This is a genomic window from Clostridium rhizosphaerae (assembly GCF_016765585.1).
Taxonomy (GTDB): Bacteria; Bacillota; Clostridia; order Clostridiales; family Clostridiaceae; genus Clostridium_AT; species Clostridium_AT rhizosphaerae.
In genome coordinates this window covers 115,929-132,810 of the sequence record NZ_JAESWC010000004.1, presented here as the reverse complement: position 1 = coordinate 132,810, position 16,882 = coordinate 115,929, and the positions used below count along the sequence as shown (strand labels likewise).

Below are 16,882 nucleotides of genomic sequence, written 5' to 3'. Positions count from 1 at the left end.
GATTAACTAGAGAACAACAAAAGTATTATAGGCATGCTTTAAAGTATGCAGGGCAGTGTGGAAAATAATATATAAGATTAATTGAGTATTTTGCCCATGTTCTTGGTGAAGTGAAGTCATAAAAATTAGAGCCTCTCTTCTGAGCTAACAAAACTACAATATGATATAAAGATTTGTTATAGCAGCTTCGCTTTAAAGATAGCAAAAGTTAAAGCGAATTCCTAGAGGCTCTTAGTTTTATGACTTCACGAACCTTAGAACAGTAGCAAAGTAATCACAAAGATTATATATTATTCTCCACGCAAAGCCCTGCGAACTTTAAAGCGCAGCCTGCGGCATTTTAGTATGCAATTTTATTAATGAGTATACTTACTTTAAAAATCTTTTTACTAACTTAACCTTATCCTTATAAGGAGGAAATATTAGATTGATATTAAACCTAGTACTCTTTTTTAAGATACTCTTCCTATGAGAGAAGGTTTCAAAGCTTTCTTTTCCATGATAACCGCCTATGCCTGAGTTTCCAACGCCTCCAAAGGGCATATATACGCTTGCAACATGGGATATTGTATCATTTACGCAGCCGCCTCCAAAAGATATACTGCTTAATACCTTATGTTCTACAGCTTCATTTTCAGTAAACAAATATAAAGCAAGAGGCTTTGGTCTTTCGTTAATCATGTTTATCACTTCATTTAAATCGCTGTATTCAAGTATAGGAAATATCGGTCCAAAGATTTCATCTCCCATTGAGGCATCCTGCCAAGAAGCATTATTAATTAAAGTTGGCTCAATATAAAGCTTTTCACGATTGTAATTACCGCCATATATAACTTTAGATTTATCCTTATCAATTATTGAAGTTAGTCTATCGAATTGTTTAGTGTTAACAATTCGCCCGTAGTCTTTACTTTTTGAAGCATCAACTCCGTAAAAATTAATAATAACTTTTTTTAACATTTCAATAAACTGTTCCTTAACATCTTTATGAACAATTAAGTAGTCAGGTGCTATACAGGTCTGTCCAGTATTAATAAGCTTTCCCCAGGCAATTCTTTTAGCAGCAATTTCAAGGTTTGTTGTTTTATCAACTATAGTTGGACTTTTGCCGCCAAGCTCTAGGGTTACCGGTACTAAGTTTTTTGCAGCCGCCTGCATAACTATTCTTCCTACAGGAACGCTTCCAGTAAAGAAAATATAGTCAAAGGGTGAGTTTATTAATGCGGAGGTAGTTTCTTTTTCACCTTCTATAACTCTTATGTATTTATTATCAAAAGTCTCTTCTATTAGCTCTTTTATAAGTGCTGATATTGCAGGTGTACTTTCAGAAGGTTTTAATATAGCACAGTTACCAGCTGCTATGGCACCTATAAGAGGTTCTATTACAAGTTGGAAAGGATAATTAAAAGGACCCACTATAAGCACTGTTCCATAAGGTTCATACATTATATAGGTTTTTGAAGGCTGCTGATGTATCGGTACTTTAACCTTTTTAGGCATAGACCAGTTTTTTAAGTTTTTTATCATATAAGAAATGCTGTCTAATACAAAACCTACCTCAGTGCTGTAGGCTTCAAATTCACTTTTGCCTAAATCTTTATAAAGTGCATCTAATATATTGTCTTCATATTTTTTTATAGCAGTTTTTAATTTTTTTAGGTTTTCTATTCTAAAATTTATATTTTTTGTTACACCGGTATGAAAGTAAGTTTTATGTTCTTTAAGTATTTGGTTAACTTGTTGTTCTGATAACGAATTCATTCATAAGTCTCCTTTAGCGTTATATATTAATAATAGTATTTGAATAGAATTATAACATATGATAGAATTTTATAAAATGACTAAATATTCAATCGTTTTCTTTAAGTTATTTCATTTAAGGTGGGGAGTGCTATGAAAAAGGGGACAAACAAGGAGGAAATTCTAAGGTATATAGAAGAAAAATGCAGGCGGCAGCATGAAAAAGGTGAGAAGACTATTGGATGTGATACAAATGAAATAGCTGAAAAGCTTGATATAAAAAGAACAAATGTAAGCAAAATACTAAATGAGCTTTATCAGGAAGGTTTGATTATTAAAATAAAAGGAAAGCCTGTGTTATACAGTCTTAATTTTAATAAGAAAGCATCAAAGTTCAGTATGAGTTTTGATAATCTTATAGGTTCGGACAAAAGTCTCAAAAAATCTGTTCAGCAGGCCAAAGCATCTATTCTTTATCCGCCTAGAGGGCTTTATACTCTCCTTTTGGGAGAGACGGGAGTTGGAAAAACTATGTTTGCGGAGCTTATGCATAGATTTGCTATAGAAAACTGCATACTTCCTTCAAATGCTCCTTTTATTACTTTTAATTGTGCAGATTATGCTAATAATCCTCAGCTTTTATTAGCTCATCTATTTGGAGCTAAAAAGGGTTCGTATACAGGTTCGGATAAGGATAGAATAGGTTTAGTTGAAAAGGCTAATAATGGCATTTTATTTTTAGACGAGGTACATAGACTTCCGCCTGAAGGTCAGGAAACCTTGTTTTATTTAATGGACAAGGGTGAATATACATCAATTGGTGATGCGGATAATGTAAAAAAAAGCAGCGTTCTCATAATTTGTGCTACTACAGAGGATGTAGATACTAGTCTTTTGTCTACATTTACAAGAAGAATACCTATAAATATAACTATACCTCCACTCAGAGATAGAACTTTTGAGGAAAGATATGAGCTTGTTTGCGAATTTTTGAAAATTGAATCAGCTAGAATAGGGAGAGAGATTATAGTAAGTCCAAATAGCTTAAGATGTCTTTTATTATATAATTGTCCGGGAAATGTAGGACAGTTAAAAAGTGATATTCAGCTTGGATGTGCAAATGCATTTTTAAAATGTGTGTCAAGGAAAGAAAAAAACATAAGGCTTCATAGTACGGATTTTACAGCTCAGGTTAAACAGGGGCTTATATTATATAAAAGCTACAGCGATCAGATAGATAAGATAGTGGATAGCAGTAAAAGACTATCCTTTAGTGCTGCGGGTATTGAGGAAATTTTAGAGATAGATAAAACAAAACTTCCAGACAACTTCTATGAAGATATTGAAGATAGAATTCAAGAGCTTCAGGAAAGAGGCGTAGATGAGGAAGATATTAATGTTTTAATGTCTCTTGAAATTGAAAACTATTTTAGAGAACTTGTAGGAGATACTCAGAGACAAGTAAATAAAGAGGAACTGTCAAAGCTTGTTGATAAGAAAATAATTGATTTAGTAGAAGAATTCTTGAGTTATGCAGGAGTAAAGCTTGGAAAGGTTTTTCCAAACAAAACTTTTTACGGGCTCTGTCTACACATAAGTTCAAGTATTGAAAGGCTTAAATCAGGTAAAAAGGTTATTAATCACAATCTTAAAAGAATTATAGAGGAAAATAAGGAAGAATATGTGCTGGCACTTAACTTTGCAACTAAGCTTGAAAAACAGTTTAATATTAAGCTTCCTGTGGATGAAGTCGGTTTTATTGCCATGTTTTTGACTCTTGGGAAAAACTCTGATACTGAAGAAAGTTGTATCCCAATTGTTGTAGTAGCCATGCATGGAAGACATACAGCTTCTTCAATGATGGAGGTAGCACAAAAGCTTGTTGGAGCCTATAACATTTATGCTTATGATATGAGCTTGGATAAAAATGCGAAAGAAGCCTATCAGGAATTAAAAGAGATAATTGTTAAAAATCATAGAGGAGCAGGGGTTCTTCTTCTAGTAGATATGGGTTCCTTAAAAATGTTTGGAAATTTAATTGAAGAAGAAACAGGAATTAAAATAAAGGTTTTGGAAATGGCTTCTACTATTACTGTCATAGAGTGCGCTAGAAAATCCTTAATCGAATATGATATAGATAATATATGGTACTCAGTAAATGAAAGCCATTCCAATTTCTTTAATTCATCTTTACATAGTCTTAGTGAAAACTTTATGGCAAAAAAAGATAAGCTTATAATAACTGTTTGTACAACAGGAGAGGGAAGTGCACTAACTTTAAAAGAAATGATAGAAAAGAAATTGAAGCTTCCTAAAAATGTGCAGGTTATGGCTTTAACCATTAATAATACTAAAGAGTTTTATTCTTCAGTAAATAAGCTTGCAAAGGACAAGAAAATAGCAGCGATAGTAGGAACCTTTAATCCAGATATATATGGAATACCATTCGTATCAATTTCACAGATGTTTAGTGAGGAAGGCGTATCCCTATTAAAATCACTTATAAATGGAAACGATGTAAGCGAATATGCCTGGATTATTGAAAATTATAAAGAGGAAATAGACGGATCAATAGATGTTGAAGAATATAAAAATATTTGTTTATCCACTATAAGCTTTATTCAAACTAAGCTGGGTTTTGAAGTTTCAGAGGAAATAGCAACAGGGGTAGTGCTGCATCTTATTTGTGCTATTAAGAGGTTAATAAACGGCACAGATAGTCCTGAGTGTGAGGTAAAAGCCAAACTGTATGAAAATTATAAGCTTCAGCTGTTAAAACTAAAAAAATTTATGAATTCCATATCTAAAAATATAAATATTTCCTTTAATGATGATGAAGTTTGCTTTGTTTTAAGAAGTGTATTAGAGATTTAAATAAAATGTGTATACAAAACTAAATAATGTGTATAGGATTTTATAATAATATTTAATGTTTTGTATAAATATGTATTTAAATGTGTATATCATAGTATACAAAAGCACAGCAGAGATGGCATTTTCTCTGCTGTTTTTATTTTGGCACGCAAGTTGCTATATAATAAGACATGGAAATGAAAATGTATACATTTTATAACCTATTAACTATTTAAAGAGCATAAGGATTAATAATCCTTATGTGATTCTAAAAAATTACAAGGGGGTATTTTTATGAAAAAGGTTATGCTAATTTGTTCGGCAGGGATGTCCACATCGCTTCTTGTTTCCAAGATGCAAAAAGCTGCAGCTGCAAGAGGTATAGAAATCGAGATTTGGGCTGTTGGAACAGCAGGCTTTAAAAATGAGTTAGCAAAGCCAGATGTAATTCTTTTAGGACCTCAGGTTAGATTTATGAAGGATGAGGTAGCTAAGCTGGCAGCACCAAAACCTGTAGAGGTTATTGACATGAGATCCTATGGAAAAGTTGACGGCGAAGGAGTTTTAAATCAAGCTTTAAAACTGATAGGGGCGTAAATAATTATTTGAATTTTAAAATTTGAGGAGGAATTATTTATGGGTTTTTTAGATAAGTTAGCAGCGTGGCTGGAAAAACACTTCTTACCTATAGCTGGGGCTATCGGCAGACAGAAACATCTTGCTGCAATGAGAGATGGATTTATAGCTATACTTCCAATGACAATGATGGGTGCTTTGGTTGTAATGCTTAATAACGTATTGTTCAATGCAGATTCATTATTTGGAAAAGCGCTTAATAAAATGGGCTGGTATGCAGATAGCGTACAACCATTCCTTGCAAAATATATTATTCCGGTAATGAGTCAGATTTGGTGGGGAACTCTTGCACTAGGAGTTATATTCTCAGTATTTACAATTTCATATAATCTGGCTAAAAATTATGAGGTTGATGGATTATCAGCCGGTGTAATTGCAACAGTATCATATCTTACACTTTTACCACAGACAGGTAAAATAGAACTTGCTAAAGATATTGCTGAAAAAGCAGGTGTAAAAGCTGTTGAAGGCTGGGGACTTTTATCTTGGACATCCTTTAACTCTTCTGCTGTATTTACAGGTCTTATTACAGCAATCTTAGCTACTGAAATATATAGATTAGTTATTAAAAAAGGCTGGGTAATTAAAATGCCTGAACAGGTTCCACCAGCAGTATCAAAGGCATTTTCAGCTGTTATTCCGGGTGGAATAGTTATGCTGGTATTCGGTATATTATCGGTTATATTCTTAAATTTTGTAAAGCTTCCTTTAAAAGACTGGATAGATTTGACTATACAAAGACCTCTTACAAGTCTTGGTCAGTCACCGGCTACAATGATATTCTTAGTAATGATATCACAAATACTTTGGTTCTTCGGATTGCATGGTATGAATATAGTTGGACCTATTCTTGATACAATGTACGCACCTGCGATACAAGAAAATCTTCAAGCTGTTACAGTTTATCATACTGCACCTACAAACGCTATTACTAGAAACTTCATAGACGTTTACGCTATGCACGGTGGTTCAGGTGCTACTTTAGGATTAATAATTTGTATATATCTATTCTCTAAGAGACAAGAACATAAGGAACTTGCAAAACTTGCTACAGCTCCTGGTATATTCCAGATAAATGAACCGGTTATTTATGGACTTCCAATGGTATTAAATCCACTTATGTTTATACCTTTCGTATTAACACCGGTTGTTACTTTGTTTATTGCTTGGTTATTTACTGGTCCAATACCATTTGCAGGCAAGATTTATATTGCATCTCCATGGGTTACTCCTCCAATAGTATCAGCTTTCTTATCAACAGGAGGAAGTATAACAGCTACTATACTGGCAGCAGTGACATTGCTTATTTCAATATTAATCTACGCACCATTTGTTATTGTTTCTAACAAAGATGCTGTGGTTGAAGAGTCAGGAAACAGTCTTAACGTATAAAAAGAAATAATTACAGGGGGATTATATATCCCCCTAATAAATCTTATGAGGTGGAGGGTTATATGGCAACCTATAAGAATCAAGCAGTAGTTGATTATCCCGTCAATGAAGTTTTTAGAGTTTTTAAAAAGACTGCTAAAAGAGATTTTCCTAAATTTAATGAAAAAAACCCAGTAGGGACTATGGTAGAGAGAGCTGCAGGAGCTTATTCTGTGCGAAATGGAAAGGTTGTTGTAGAGATAACTGATTATAAGACTAATCAGATTTATGAAATAACAAGCACTCATGATAATATATTTTACAAATCAAGATATGAATTTTATTCTATAGATGAAAACAAAACAAAGATTATTTTAGTTGAAGAAAATCATTCGTCTGGATACTTTAACAGTTTTAATATTCTGGTATCTGGTCTATTTTTTAAATCCAGAGTCAGAAAAAGATTTGACTTTTTAGTTAAAGGGTTAAAGGAGCAGATTGAAAAAACAACCATGATTAAGGAGCTGAGATAAGAAAGGGATGGTATGATGCTGAAAATTGTTACTATAGGCGGCGGTTCATCTTATACACCTGAATTTGTTGAAGGTATTATTAAAAGATATGAGGAGCTTCCCGTAAATGAATTATGGCTTGTAGATATTGAAGAAGGAAAAGAAAAATTAGAAATAGTAGGTAACCTTGCAAAAAGAATGATCGAAAAAGCAGGGCTTCCAATAAAAGTTTATTTAACTCTAGATAGAAGAGAAGCATTAAAAGATGCTGACTTTGTAACTACTCAGCTTAGAGTAGGACTTTTACAAGCTAGAGCTAAGGATGAAAGAATTCCATTATCACATGGATTTATGGGGCAGGAAACTAATGGTGCAGGAGGACTATTTAAGGGCCTAAGAACTATTCCGGTTATTTTAGATATAGCAAAGGATATAGAAGAACTTTGTCCAAAGGCTTGGTTAATTAATTTTACAAATCCTGCAGGAATGGTTACAGAAGCTTTAGCAAGGTATTCAGTCCATAGAAGATTTTTAGGCCTTTGCAATGTTCCAGTAGGAATGGAAAGAGGTCTTGCTAACATACTAGGTATCGAGCCTAAAAGAGTAAGAATAGATTTTGCAGGACTTAATCATATGGTTTACGGTTTTAACATTTATGTTGATGATGAAAATAAAACTGAAGAAGTTATGAATAAATATATAGAAAAGTCTTCTGAAATAAACATGAAGAATATAACTGCTATGGATTGGGATGCAGATTTTATAAAAGCCTTTAAGCTCATGCCTTGTCCATATCATAGATATTATTATAAAACAAAAGAAATGCTAGCTGATGAGCTTGAAAAGTTTAAGCTTGGAAAAACAAGAGCAGAAGAAGTTATAGAAACTGAAAAGGAACTTTTTGAGCTGTATAAGGATATAAACCTTAAAGAAAAACCAAAGCAGCTTGAAAAAAGAGGAGGGGCTTATTACTCTGATGCTGCCTGTAATTTGATTTCTTCTATCTATAACGACAAAGGCGATTTGCAGGTAGTTAATACTATCAATAACGGAACAATAAAGGACTTTCCAGATAACTATGTACTTGAAATTACTTCAAAAATAACTAAAGATGGCCCTATACCTCATAAGTTTATTGAAGAGTTTCCAGTGCACATTAAGGGATTAATAAATCAAATTAAGCAGTTTGAAATATTAGGTGCAGAGGCGGCGGTAGAAGGAAGCTATGAAAAAGCACTTTTAGCTATGATTACAAATCCATTGGTTTCAAGCGACCTTGAAGGTCATAAGCTTTTAGATGAGTTACTTGAAGCACATAAAAAATATTTACCCAAATTTTTTGATGAAAGCGGCGGCATAAGAAAGTAGACGTAAGATAGGAGGATAACAGCATGAACGAAGTAGATTATCAAGAAACAGCATTTCAACTTATATTATCAGCAGGAAATGCTAAGGCTTTGGCCTTCAAGGCTATAAATTTTTCGAAGCTAAATAAATTTGAGGAAGCATATAAATGCTTGGAAGAAGCAGAAAAAGAACTAGAAACTGTACATTCTCTTCAATTTGGCTTAATTCAAAAGGAAGCTGAAGGTCAAAAAAATGATATATCTGTTCTTTTAATTCATTCGCAGGATCATTTTATGGATTCTCTTTTAGCAAAGGACATGGCAAAGGAGTTCATTCAATTATATGAAAGGATGAATAAAATTGAAAAAGTTTTTGGTAATTTGTAAAAACACAGGCCAGGCAACAGCTTTTAAAAGAGTTGTTCTAGAGCATTCAGAAAAGAATAATTTGCCTATTAAATGGTTTTTTGCAGATGATAAGAATTATTTGGATACCATCAGTGAGGAAGGTATTGATTTAGTTCTTATATCCCCAGAAGTTATCTTAATAGAAAAGCAGATTAAAGAAGTATTAGATAAAAAAGAAGTACAATATTTTTCTATGAAGCCTATAGATTTCGGACTTAGAAGAATGGAAAAACTGATGCCTATGCTTGAGCCTTATATTAACAAGCAGGATTAGGGGATGAAATAATATGAAACTTATAATAAATGCTGATGACTTTGGCTTAACCAAAGGAGTTTCAGACGGAATACTTGACTGCATTGAAAAAGGGGTTGTTACTTCAACTACAGCTATGGTAAATGGTTTGTATTTTGAAAAAGCCATAGAGGAAGCAAAAAAAAGAAACTTTAAAAATATAGGAATACATTTAACACTTACATGGGGAAAAACCATTTTGCCTGTTAATAAAATACAATCTCTTGTTGATAAGAAAGGGTATTTTTATAAAAGAACTCCAGAGGATAAACCAAACTATGAGGAAGTAAGAGAAGAACTTAGGGCACAAATTGAAAAGTTTTTATCTACAGGTATAAAACCTACTCATTTTGATGGCCATCATCATTTCTATGCTTTCGATGAAGAAATATTAAATGTGGTTTTAGACCTTTCAAAAGAGTATGATCTTCCTTTAAGAGGAATGCCTGAGCTGATGGAGTATTATACAAAAAAAGGTGTAAGATCGACAGAAGTTTTTACTTCCGAATTTTATAATGAGAATGCTGAAGAAGGTAAGCTCTTAAGCATTATATCAAAGTACAAGCAGTTTAAGACTGTAGAAATAATGTGCCATCCTGCTTATGTAGATGAAGATTTAATTAACGCTACATCCTATAATAAACATAGAAAACAAGAGTTTCAAATACTGATTTCAGAAAAAATAAAAGAATTTATAAATAAAGAAAATATAGAATTGATTGCTTATAATGAGCTATAATCTAGGGGATGGTATAGTTAAATCTGTTTATCTATAAGCCATCCTTAAATTTTGTTTTTATATTAAGGAGAGTGATTTAGTTTATGACAACACAATTTCCTAAAAATTTTTGGTGGGGTGCTGCAACTTCGGGGCCTCAAAGTGAAGGTTCATTTAATAAAATTCATAAAAACGTATTTGACTATTGGTATGAAATTGAGCCTGAAGCTTTTTATGATAGAGTTGGACCAGCTGTAACATCTAATTTCTATAATTCCTATAAGGAAGATATTGCTTTGATGAAAGATATAGGTTTAAACTCTTTTAGGACCTCTATTCAGTGGTCCAGACTAATAAAGGATTTTGAAACAGCAGAAGTAGATGAAGATGGAGCAGAATTTTATAACAATGTAATAAATGAGTGCCTTAAAAATAATATTACTCCGGTTATAACACTTCATCATTTCGATCTGCCAATAGAATTATATAGTAAATACGGGGGTTGGGAATCCAAGCATGTTACTGATTTGTTTGCAAAGTATGCTGTAAAATGCTTTGAACTTTTCTCTGATAGAGTAAAGTATTGGACTACCTTTAATGAACCAATTGTTGTTGTTGAAGGACAGTACTTATATCAGTTTCACTATCCTAAGCTTGTTGATGGAAGAAAGGCGGTACAGGTACTTTATAATATTAACCTGGCTTCAGCTAAAGCAATTAAGGCTTTTAGAGAAGGTAATTTTAATAAGGTTTCTCAAATAGGAATAGTATTAAACTTAACACCATCTTATCCTAGATCAAATTCAGAAAGAGATATAAAAGCAGCTGAAACAGCAGATTTATTCTTCAATAGAAGCTTTCTTGATACTGCAATAAAAGGAGAATTCCCTGATAAGCTTGTTAAACTTTTAAGCGATGAAGGAATACTTTGGAAGGGTTCTTTGGAGGAAGCTGAAATAATAAAGAATAATACAATAGACTTTTTAGGAGTAAATTTTTATCAGCCAAGAAGAATTAAGGCAAAAGAAACTCCGGTAGATTTGACAAAGGGATGGATGCCTGACAAGTACTTCGATAATTATGATATGCCGGGAAGAAGAATGAACCCTTATAGAGGCTGGGAGATATATCCTAAAGCTTTATATGATATAGCAATTAACATTAAGAATAACTATGGAAATATACCTTGGTATGTATCGGAAAACGGTATGGGAGTTCAGGATGAGGAAAGATTTAAAAATAGCGAAGGAAGAATAGAAGATGATTACAGAATAGATTTCATAAAAGAGCATTTAGAGTGGCTTCATAAAGGAATAGAAGAGGGCTCAAACTGTTTTGGATACCATCTTTGGACTCCAATAGACTGTTGGTCCTGGCTCAATGCTTATAAAAATAGATATGGATATATAGCCTTAGACTTAGAAACTCAAAAGAAGACAGTGAAGAAATCGGGTTGTTGGATAAAAGAAACTTCAAAGAAGAATGGGTTCTAAAGCAGTTGTGCCAGTCTTTTTAAATGGAGGGAAATAGATGAAATATTATATGGCATTCGATCTTGGGGGAACAAATCTTAAATATGCTGTTGTAGATAGAGAAGCTAACATAATTGAAAAGGGAAAGTTTCCTACACCTAAGCAAGGTATTGAAGAATTAGTTTCTCTTATCGGCAAAACCACTGAGAATTATAAAAGTAAATATGAGTTTGATGGGGTTGCATTAAGTTTTCCGGGGGTTGTAGATAACAAAAACGGTTTTATTGGAGGAGCTTCTGCCGTTCCTTATATACACGGACCTAATATAAGGGAGCTCATTGAGAAAGAAACAGGCTTTAGAATATCCATGGAAAATGATGCTAATTGTGCAGCTTTAGCAGAGGTGTGGAAGGGTGTTGCTAAAGATGCTGAAGATGTATTGTTTATAGTTGTAGGCACAGGCATAGGTGGTGCCATTATCAAAGATAGAAAGCTTCACACAGGCAAGAACCTGTATGGGGGAGAATTTGGCTACATGATCACGGAAAGAGATTATGAAAAGCAACAGTTTAAAATATGGAGTACAACTGCATCTACAAATGCTATAGTACAAAAAGCTGCAGAGCTTAAGGGAATATGTGCGCAGGAATTAAACGGTGAAATGGTATTTGATATGGCTGAAAAAGGAGATGAACTTTGCCAAAAGGCTATTGATTATTGTCTCATGTCTTTAGCAGAAGGGATATTTGCTCTTCAGCATATGTTTGATCCGGATATGATAGTTCTAGGTGGAGCAATAAGTGCCAGAGAGGATATAATTGATCAGCTTAACAAGAGGATAGATATACTTATGAAAAATATATCTGCTGCAAGACTATATCCTAGGATTGAAAGATGCAAATTTAATAATGACGCTAATATTATTGGTGCAGTTTATAACTATATGAATACTTTTAATGAATAATGCTAAATGGTGTTTAAGGATATGTCAAAGTAAAAGACATATCCTTTTTTAGTGTATAATGTTTCTATGGACAAACTAGAAATATTTCACTAAAACTAGAAATAGTCCACTATTGTATATAGAATTTTTATTATAGATTTAAAGTAATAGACTGAAAGAAAATACTTAACGGAGTTGAGATTAAAGTGGAATTTTTTAAAAATAAAGTTTTTAGAAGGGTATTTTTAATATACACAGCTGTTATAATTGCAAGCATATCTTTTTTATCAGCCTTTATATTAGTTAATGTTAAGAAGACGCTGACTGCCAACCAGACGTATATTAACCGCAAGATGATAGATAGCGTTAATGAATATTTTAAACAGCAATATGATAACTCAAGATCAATAATTAATGGATTATACAGCAAGCAGCTTGAATTAATGGACGCAATCAATTTCTTAAATTATGACTATGAAACATATATTGAAAACAGACTGGATAATTATTATAAATTTGAAGGGTATATATACGGAGGAACAAATTCTTTTATAAGAAGTGCATATAATTCGAATGACAATATAGAAAGTATAATATTTTACAGCTATAAAAACGATAATTTTTCTATGTTTGATTCATTAGGAAATATCAAATATGTTAACAACATAAGAAAAAATATAAGTTTTGATGCTAATGAGGAAAATATTAATAATAGTTTTATTGACCTATTAAACTCCTATGACGGTAAAGAAAGAGGCAGTAGCTACTATATTATTAATAAAATAAAGGATCCAAGCAAATTAGATACCGTAGGACTTATAATTATTAAATATAAATTAGACAGGCTAAATGCTATAATGCAAAGCTATGATAAATCTAAAAATAATATTATAGCTATAAACAAAAACGGAGCAGTTATATATGATTCTTCAAATAAATATACAGGTAAACCCTATCCTTATATTGACAGATTGAAAACAACCGATAAACCCATAATGCTTGATAAAAGCAGTTATATTGACTTTGTTACAAGTACTTTAGACGTAATTGTAGTAGGGATAATGCCCGTTGAAAACATCTACAGTGGAAATAAAATAATTACTCATACTACAATTATTCTGGCAATAATTTTAATAATAATCGCTGAAGCCATTGTATTTGTTAAAATCGACAGCTTATCTAAGAGGGTAAATGGTATTACTGAAGCAATGAAAAGTGTGCAGGAGGGAAATTTCAAGATAGAAATAAAAACTGGCAGTGAAGACGATGAGTTTTCTATGATATCAAAAAGCTTTAATGACATGTGCAGGCAGCTTAATGAGTACATAAGCAGGGTATATTTATCAGAAATAAAACAAAAAAATGCTGAAATGCTGGCGCTGCAAAGTCAAATAAACCCACATTTTTTATATAATACTTTAGAATCTATTAGAATGAAAGCCGTAAGCATTGGCGAAAAGGATTTAGGCAAAATGCTTTATAACCTTTCTGCTCTTTACCGAAACATGATTAAAGGAAAAACCTTTATTACTATAGAGCAGGAACTTGAACACTGTAAAATGTATTTAGACCTATTTAAGTTTAGATATGAAGGAAAATTTAATTACTGCATTGATGTGTCAGAAGAGTTATATTCAAAGGAAATAATCAAGTTTTCTCTTCAGCCAATAATAGAGAATTTTATAGTGCATGGAATAAATTTAGATAGGGATGACAATTATATAGTAATTTATTCTGAGAAAGATGGACAAGATGCTGTCATATTTATTGAAGATAACGGTATGGGAATAGAGGCGGAAAAAGTAAAAAGTTTAAATGAAAAAATGGAAAATATTGAGACAGGTGATTCTATAGGACTTCTAAATGTAAATGAGAGGATAAGGCTAACCTATGGAGAAGAGTACGGTTTGGTCGTAAAGGGCAGAAAGTTTATGGGTACTGTAGTAAGCATAAGAATTCCAATTAGGGAGGTTAATTCTGATGTATAAGGTATTGCTTGTAGATGATGAAATTTTAATACTTAACGGCTTGAGGAATATTATTGATTGGGAAGAGCTAGAATTGAGTATTGAGGATACAGCTTTAAATGGTGAGGATGCACTGAATAAATTTAGAGAAAATCCAGTAGATATCATAATTACAGATATATCAATGCCTAAGCTTAATGGGTTGGAGCTTATAGAAGAGATAAAGAAAATCAATAGTAGCGTCAAGTTTATTATTTTAAGCGGATATGATGATTTTAACTATGCCAGGAATGCAATTAAATTGGGCATAGAAAATTATATATTAAAGCCTATTAATGAGGATGAATTAAAGGGAACCCTTGAAAATATAGTGAGCAAGATTAATTCCAATGATAAAAATATGAATCTAAATCTAGAAACACTAGAAGTTTTGAAGGAAAATATCCTATACAGATGGGCTACAGATAATATAAGTCATTATGAATTAGAGGAAAGAGAATTTATTCTGGGAATAGGCTTAGGCTTTTCATATTATTCTGCAGCTATTATAGAGTTTGAATTTAGCAGTGAGATTTTTCAAAAGCTATATAAATATATAGTTGGCGCGGTTAATAAAGAATCCTGCTGCACTGTTTTTAAGGACTTGGGAAATAACATTATTCTAGTTATGGCAAATAATGATGTTGAAGTTTTGCAAAATAACTTAAGGGTATTTTTCGGTAACTTGATATGCAGTTTGAGAGAAGGACTGAATGTAAATACCTTTATATCTGTGGGTACAACAGAAGCAGGCTATAAGAATTTGCCCAAAAGCTATAATGCGGCAAAAAAGCTTAAGGATTATATACTTATGCATGGCTATAATAGAGTTATTTATGCCTTTGAGAAGAATTATAAAAAAGAGCACTTGGATTTGGATGTTTCTTATTTAAAAGAATTTAAAAAATGTATTTTGAGCAAAGATATAAGTTTAGTAAAAAATCATATTGATAATACCTTCGGCATGCTTTCAAGTGCTGAAACATCAAATCCAAGTATTATACAGAATTCTGCAGTAAAAATGATACTTATTATAAGAGAAATATACAGCGAACTTAATATTATGAGTCTTCCTAAGGATGAAGATATAAAAGAAATAATACTCTATATAATTAATCTAAAGGTTCTAGATGAAATAAAGAATTTAATAAAAAATGAGAGCATAAAGCTTTTAGAACATATCAAAAGAAACAGCAGTGAAACAAGTCCCGTAATACAACAGGTTATACACTACATTAAAAACAACTATCAAAATGAAATATCAATCAAGACACTAAGCCAAAAATTCAATATAAACCCGTCTTATCTAGGGCAAGTCTTTCATAAAGAAGTGGGAGAACCTTTCTCAGATTATTTAACAAGAATAAGAAACGAAAAAGCAAAGGATATGCTTTTAAATACAAACTTAAAAATAAATGAAATAGCACAAAGTGTAGGATATAGCGATACAAGCTATTTTTACAGAAAATTTAAGGAAGTTTTTGGCATATCCCCTAATGCAATGAGAAGCAGTAAAAATTATAAACTATAATTTTTACATTAAATCTAAATTTAATCAACTTTATGACTATTTGGGAGAATGTTATATTGTTAATTAGGTAACGTTTACTTTATTAACATATAAGGAGGATGGAGTATGGGTAAATTTTTTCGGAGGTTTAAAGCTAATAAAGAACTCCTTTTATTAGCCCTTCCAGGTGCTGTTTGGTTTTTAATTTTCAGTTACCTTCCAATATTTGGAGTTATTATTGCTTTTAAAAATTTTAGAATTACAGGAAAAAGTTTTATTAAAAGTCTTATAGACAGCGATTGGGTAGGTTTTAAGAATTTTGAATTTTTATTTAAAACCAATAATGCTTGGGTAATAACAAGAAATACAGTTTTATACAATTTAGTTTTTATAGTTTTAGGTATTGTACTGCCTGTATGTCTAGCGATTATAGTCAATGAGCTATTAAATAAAAAAATGGCTAAGGTGTATCAAAGTGCAATGTTTCTGCCTTATTTTTTATCCTGGGTTGTAGTAAGCTACTGCTTATTCGCATTTTTAAGTGTAGATAAGGGATATATAAATCACCTGCTTGCAAGATTAGGTCATGGAGAGATTTCATGGTATACAGAACCTAAATATTGGCCTTTTATTATTATATTTATGAGTCAGTGGAAGGGTATAGGTTACGGTACAGTAGTTTATTTAGCTTCTATTGCAGGTATTGATAAAACCTATTATGAAGCGGCAATGATAGATGGTGCCACAAAATGGCAGCAAATAAAAAGTATAACATTACCCTTATTAAAACCTGTTATTACAATATTATTCATTCTATCCATAGGCAAAATCTTTAATGCGGATTTTGGATTGTTTTATCAACTTCCAAAGGATTCAGGGCCTTTATACCCTGTTACTAACGTAATTGATACATACGTTTATAGAGGTTTGATGAACTTGGGAGAAATAGGAATGAGTTCAGCGGCAGCATTATATCAATCGGTTGTAGGTCTTATACTTATATTGCTATCGAATTATGTCGTGAAAAAAATCGACAGTGAAAACTCACTATTTTAAGGCTTATGGAGGTAGATAG

Annotated in this window: 14 protein-coding genes; 13 read left to right on the top strand and 1 reads right to left on the bottom strand. The window is 32.1% G+C overall.

Features of this window, described 5'->3' with window-relative positions:
• Nucleotides 1-369: 369 nt before the first annotated feature.
• Nucleotides 370-1,761, bottom strand: a complete 1,392-nt coding sequence (locus JK636_RS10760; protein ID WP_202748953.1) for an aldehyde dehydrogenase — start codon at nt 1,759-1,761, stop codon at nt 370-372.
• Nucleotides 1,762-1,893: 132 nt separating this feature from the next.
• On the opposite strand from JK636_RS10760, the gene JK636_RS10755 reads away from it, so the two are divergent.
• The 13 genes from JK636_RS10755 (at nt 1,894) to JK636_RS10695 (ending at nt 16,863) form a co-directional block, all read left to right on the top strand.
• Nucleotides 1,894-4,614 carry a sigma-54-dependent transcriptional regulator gene (locus JK636_RS10755; protein ID WP_202748952.1) on the top strand — a complete coding sequence of 907 codons (2,721 nt, stop codon included), beginning with the start codon at nt 1,894-1,896 and terminating at the stop codon, nt 4,612-4,614.
• Nucleotides 4,615-4,887: 273 nt separating this feature from the next.
• The gene (locus JK636_RS10750) at nt 4,888-5,190 is read left to right on the top strand and encodes a PTS sugar transporter subunit IIB (RefSeq protein WP_207751738.1); all 303 of its coding nucleotides are present in this window, start codon (nt 4,888-4,890) and stop codon (nt 5,188-5,190) included.
• 39 nt (nt 5,191-5,229) lie between these two features.
• The gene (locus JK636_RS10745; protein ID WP_202748951.1) at nt 5,230-6,621 is read left to right on the top strand and encodes a PTS sugar transporter subunit IIC; all 1,392 of its coding nucleotides are present in this window, start codon (nt 5,230-5,232) and stop codon (nt 6,619-6,621) included.
• Nucleotides 6,622-6,683: 62 nt separating this feature from the next.
• Entirely contained in the window at nt 6,684-7,133 is a 450-nt protein-coding gene (locus JK636_RS10740; protein ID WP_202748950.1) for a DUF3284 domain-containing protein, read from the top strand.
• Nucleotides 7,134-7,148: 15 nt separating this feature from the next.
• On the top strand, nt 7,149-8,480 hold the full coding sequence (locus JK636_RS10735; protein WP_274601610.1) for a 6-phospho-beta-glucosidase: 1,332 nt from the start codon (nt 7,149-7,151) through the stop codon (nt 8,478-8,480).
• Between the two features lie 23 nt (nt 8,481-8,503).
• Complete coding sequence (locus JK636_RS10730; protein WP_202748948.1) at nt 8,504-8,845, top strand: PTS lactose/cellobiose transporter subunit IIA; 342 nt, start codon at nt 8,504-8,506, stop codon at nt 8,843-8,845.
• The gene (locus tag JK636_RS10725) at nt 8,820-9,140 is read left to right on the top strand and encodes a hypothetical protein (protein WP_202748946.1); all 321 of its coding nucleotides are present in this window, start codon (nt 8,820-8,822) and stop codon (nt 9,138-9,140) included. Before JK636_RS10730 ends, JK636_RS10725 begins: the two co-directional genes overlap by 26 nt.
• 13 nt (nt 9,141-9,153) lie before the next feature.
• On the top strand, nt 9,154-9,897 hold the full coding sequence (chbG, locus tag JK636_RS10720; protein ID WP_202748945.1) for a chitin disaccharide deacetylase: 744 nt from the start codon (nt 9,154-9,156) through the stop codon (nt 9,895-9,897).
• A gap of 83 nt (nt 9,898-9,980) precedes the next feature.
• Nucleotides 9,981-11,369 carry a glycoside hydrolase family 1 protein gene (locus JK636_RS10715; RefSeq protein WP_202748944.1) on the top strand — a complete coding sequence of 463 codons (1,389 nt, stop codon included), beginning with the start codon at nt 9,981-9,983 and terminating at the stop codon, nt 11,367-11,369.
• A 37-nt stretch (nt 11,370-11,406) separates the two neighbouring features.
• Entirely contained in the window at nt 11,407-12,312 is a 906-nt protein-coding gene (locus tag JK636_RS10710; RefSeq protein ID WP_202748943.1) for an ROK family protein, read from the top strand.
• A gap of 185 nt (nt 12,313-12,497) precedes the next feature.
• Nucleotides 12,498-14,279: a histidine kinase gene (locus JK636_RS24030; protein WP_202748942.1), complete on the top strand. Its 1,782-nt coding sequence runs from the start codon at nt 12,498-12,500 to the stop codon at nt 14,277-14,279.
• Nucleotides 14,272-15,828 carry a response regulator transcription factor gene (locus tag JK636_RS10700; RefSeq protein ID WP_202748941.1) on the top strand — a complete coding sequence of 519 codons (1,557 nt, stop codon included), beginning with the start codon at nt 14,272-14,274 and terminating at the stop codon, nt 15,826-15,828. Before JK636_RS24030 ends, JK636_RS10700 begins: the two co-directional genes overlap by 8 nt.
• A 105-nt stretch (nt 15,829-15,933) precedes the next feature.
• Complete coding sequence (locus tag JK636_RS10695) at nt 15,934-16,863, top strand: ABC transporter permease (RefSeq protein WP_202748940.1); 930 nt, start codon at nt 15,934-15,936, stop codon at nt 16,861-16,863.
• The last annotated feature ends 19 nt before the right edge of the window (nt 16,864-16,882 follow it).

What these genes read in the sequence shown, in the direction of transcription:
- JK636_RS10745 (WP_202748951.1), top strand. Translation starts at nt 5,230, where the DNA reads ATGGGTTTTTTAGATAAGTTAGCAGCGTGGCTGGAAAAACACTTCTTA.
- JK636_RS10735 (WP_274601610.1), top strand. Translation starts at nt 7,149, where the DNA reads ATGCTGAAAATTGTTACTATAGGCGGCGGTTCATCTTATACACCTGAA.
- JK636_RS10750 (WP_207751738.1), top strand. Translation starts at nt 4,888, where the DNA reads ATGAAAAAGGTTATGCTAATTTGTTCGGCAGGGATGTCCACATCGCTT.
- JK636_RS10700 (WP_202748941.1), top strand. Translation starts at nt 14,272, where the DNA reads ATGTATAAGGTATTGCTTGTAGATGATGAAATTTTAATACTTAACGGC.
- JK636_RS10710 (WP_202748943.1), top strand. Translation starts at nt 11,407, where the DNA reads ATGAAATATTATATGGCATTCGATCTTGGGGGAACAAATCTTAAATAT.
- JK636_RS10715 (WP_202748944.1), top strand. Translation starts at nt 9,981, where the DNA reads ATGACAACACAATTTCCTAAAAATTTTTGGTGGGGTGCTGCAACTTCG.
- JK636_RS10730 (WP_202748948.1), top strand. Translation starts at nt 8,504, where the DNA reads ATGAACGAAGTAGATTATCAAGAAACAGCATTTCAACTTATATTATCA.
- JK636_RS10760 (WP_202748953.1), bottom strand. Translation starts at nt 1,761, where the DNA reads ATGAATTCGTTATCAGAACAACAAGTTAACCAAATACTTAAAGAACAT.
- JK636_RS10755 (WP_202748952.1), top strand. Translation starts at nt 1,894, where the DNA reads ATGAAAAAGGGGACAAACAAGGAGGAAATTCTAAGGTATATAGAAGAA.
- JK636_RS10740 (WP_202748950.1), top strand. Translation starts at nt 6,684, where the DNA reads ATGGCAACCTATAAGAATCAAGCAGTAGTTGATTATCCCGTCAATGAA.
- JK636_RS10695 (WP_202748940.1), top strand. Translation starts at nt 15,934, where the DNA reads ATGGGTAAATTTTTTCGGAGGTTTAAAGCTAATAAAGAACTCCTTTTA.
- chbG (WP_202748945.1), top strand. Translation starts at nt 9,154, where the DNA reads ATGAAACTTATAATAAATGCTGATGACTTTGGCTTAACCAAAGGAGTT.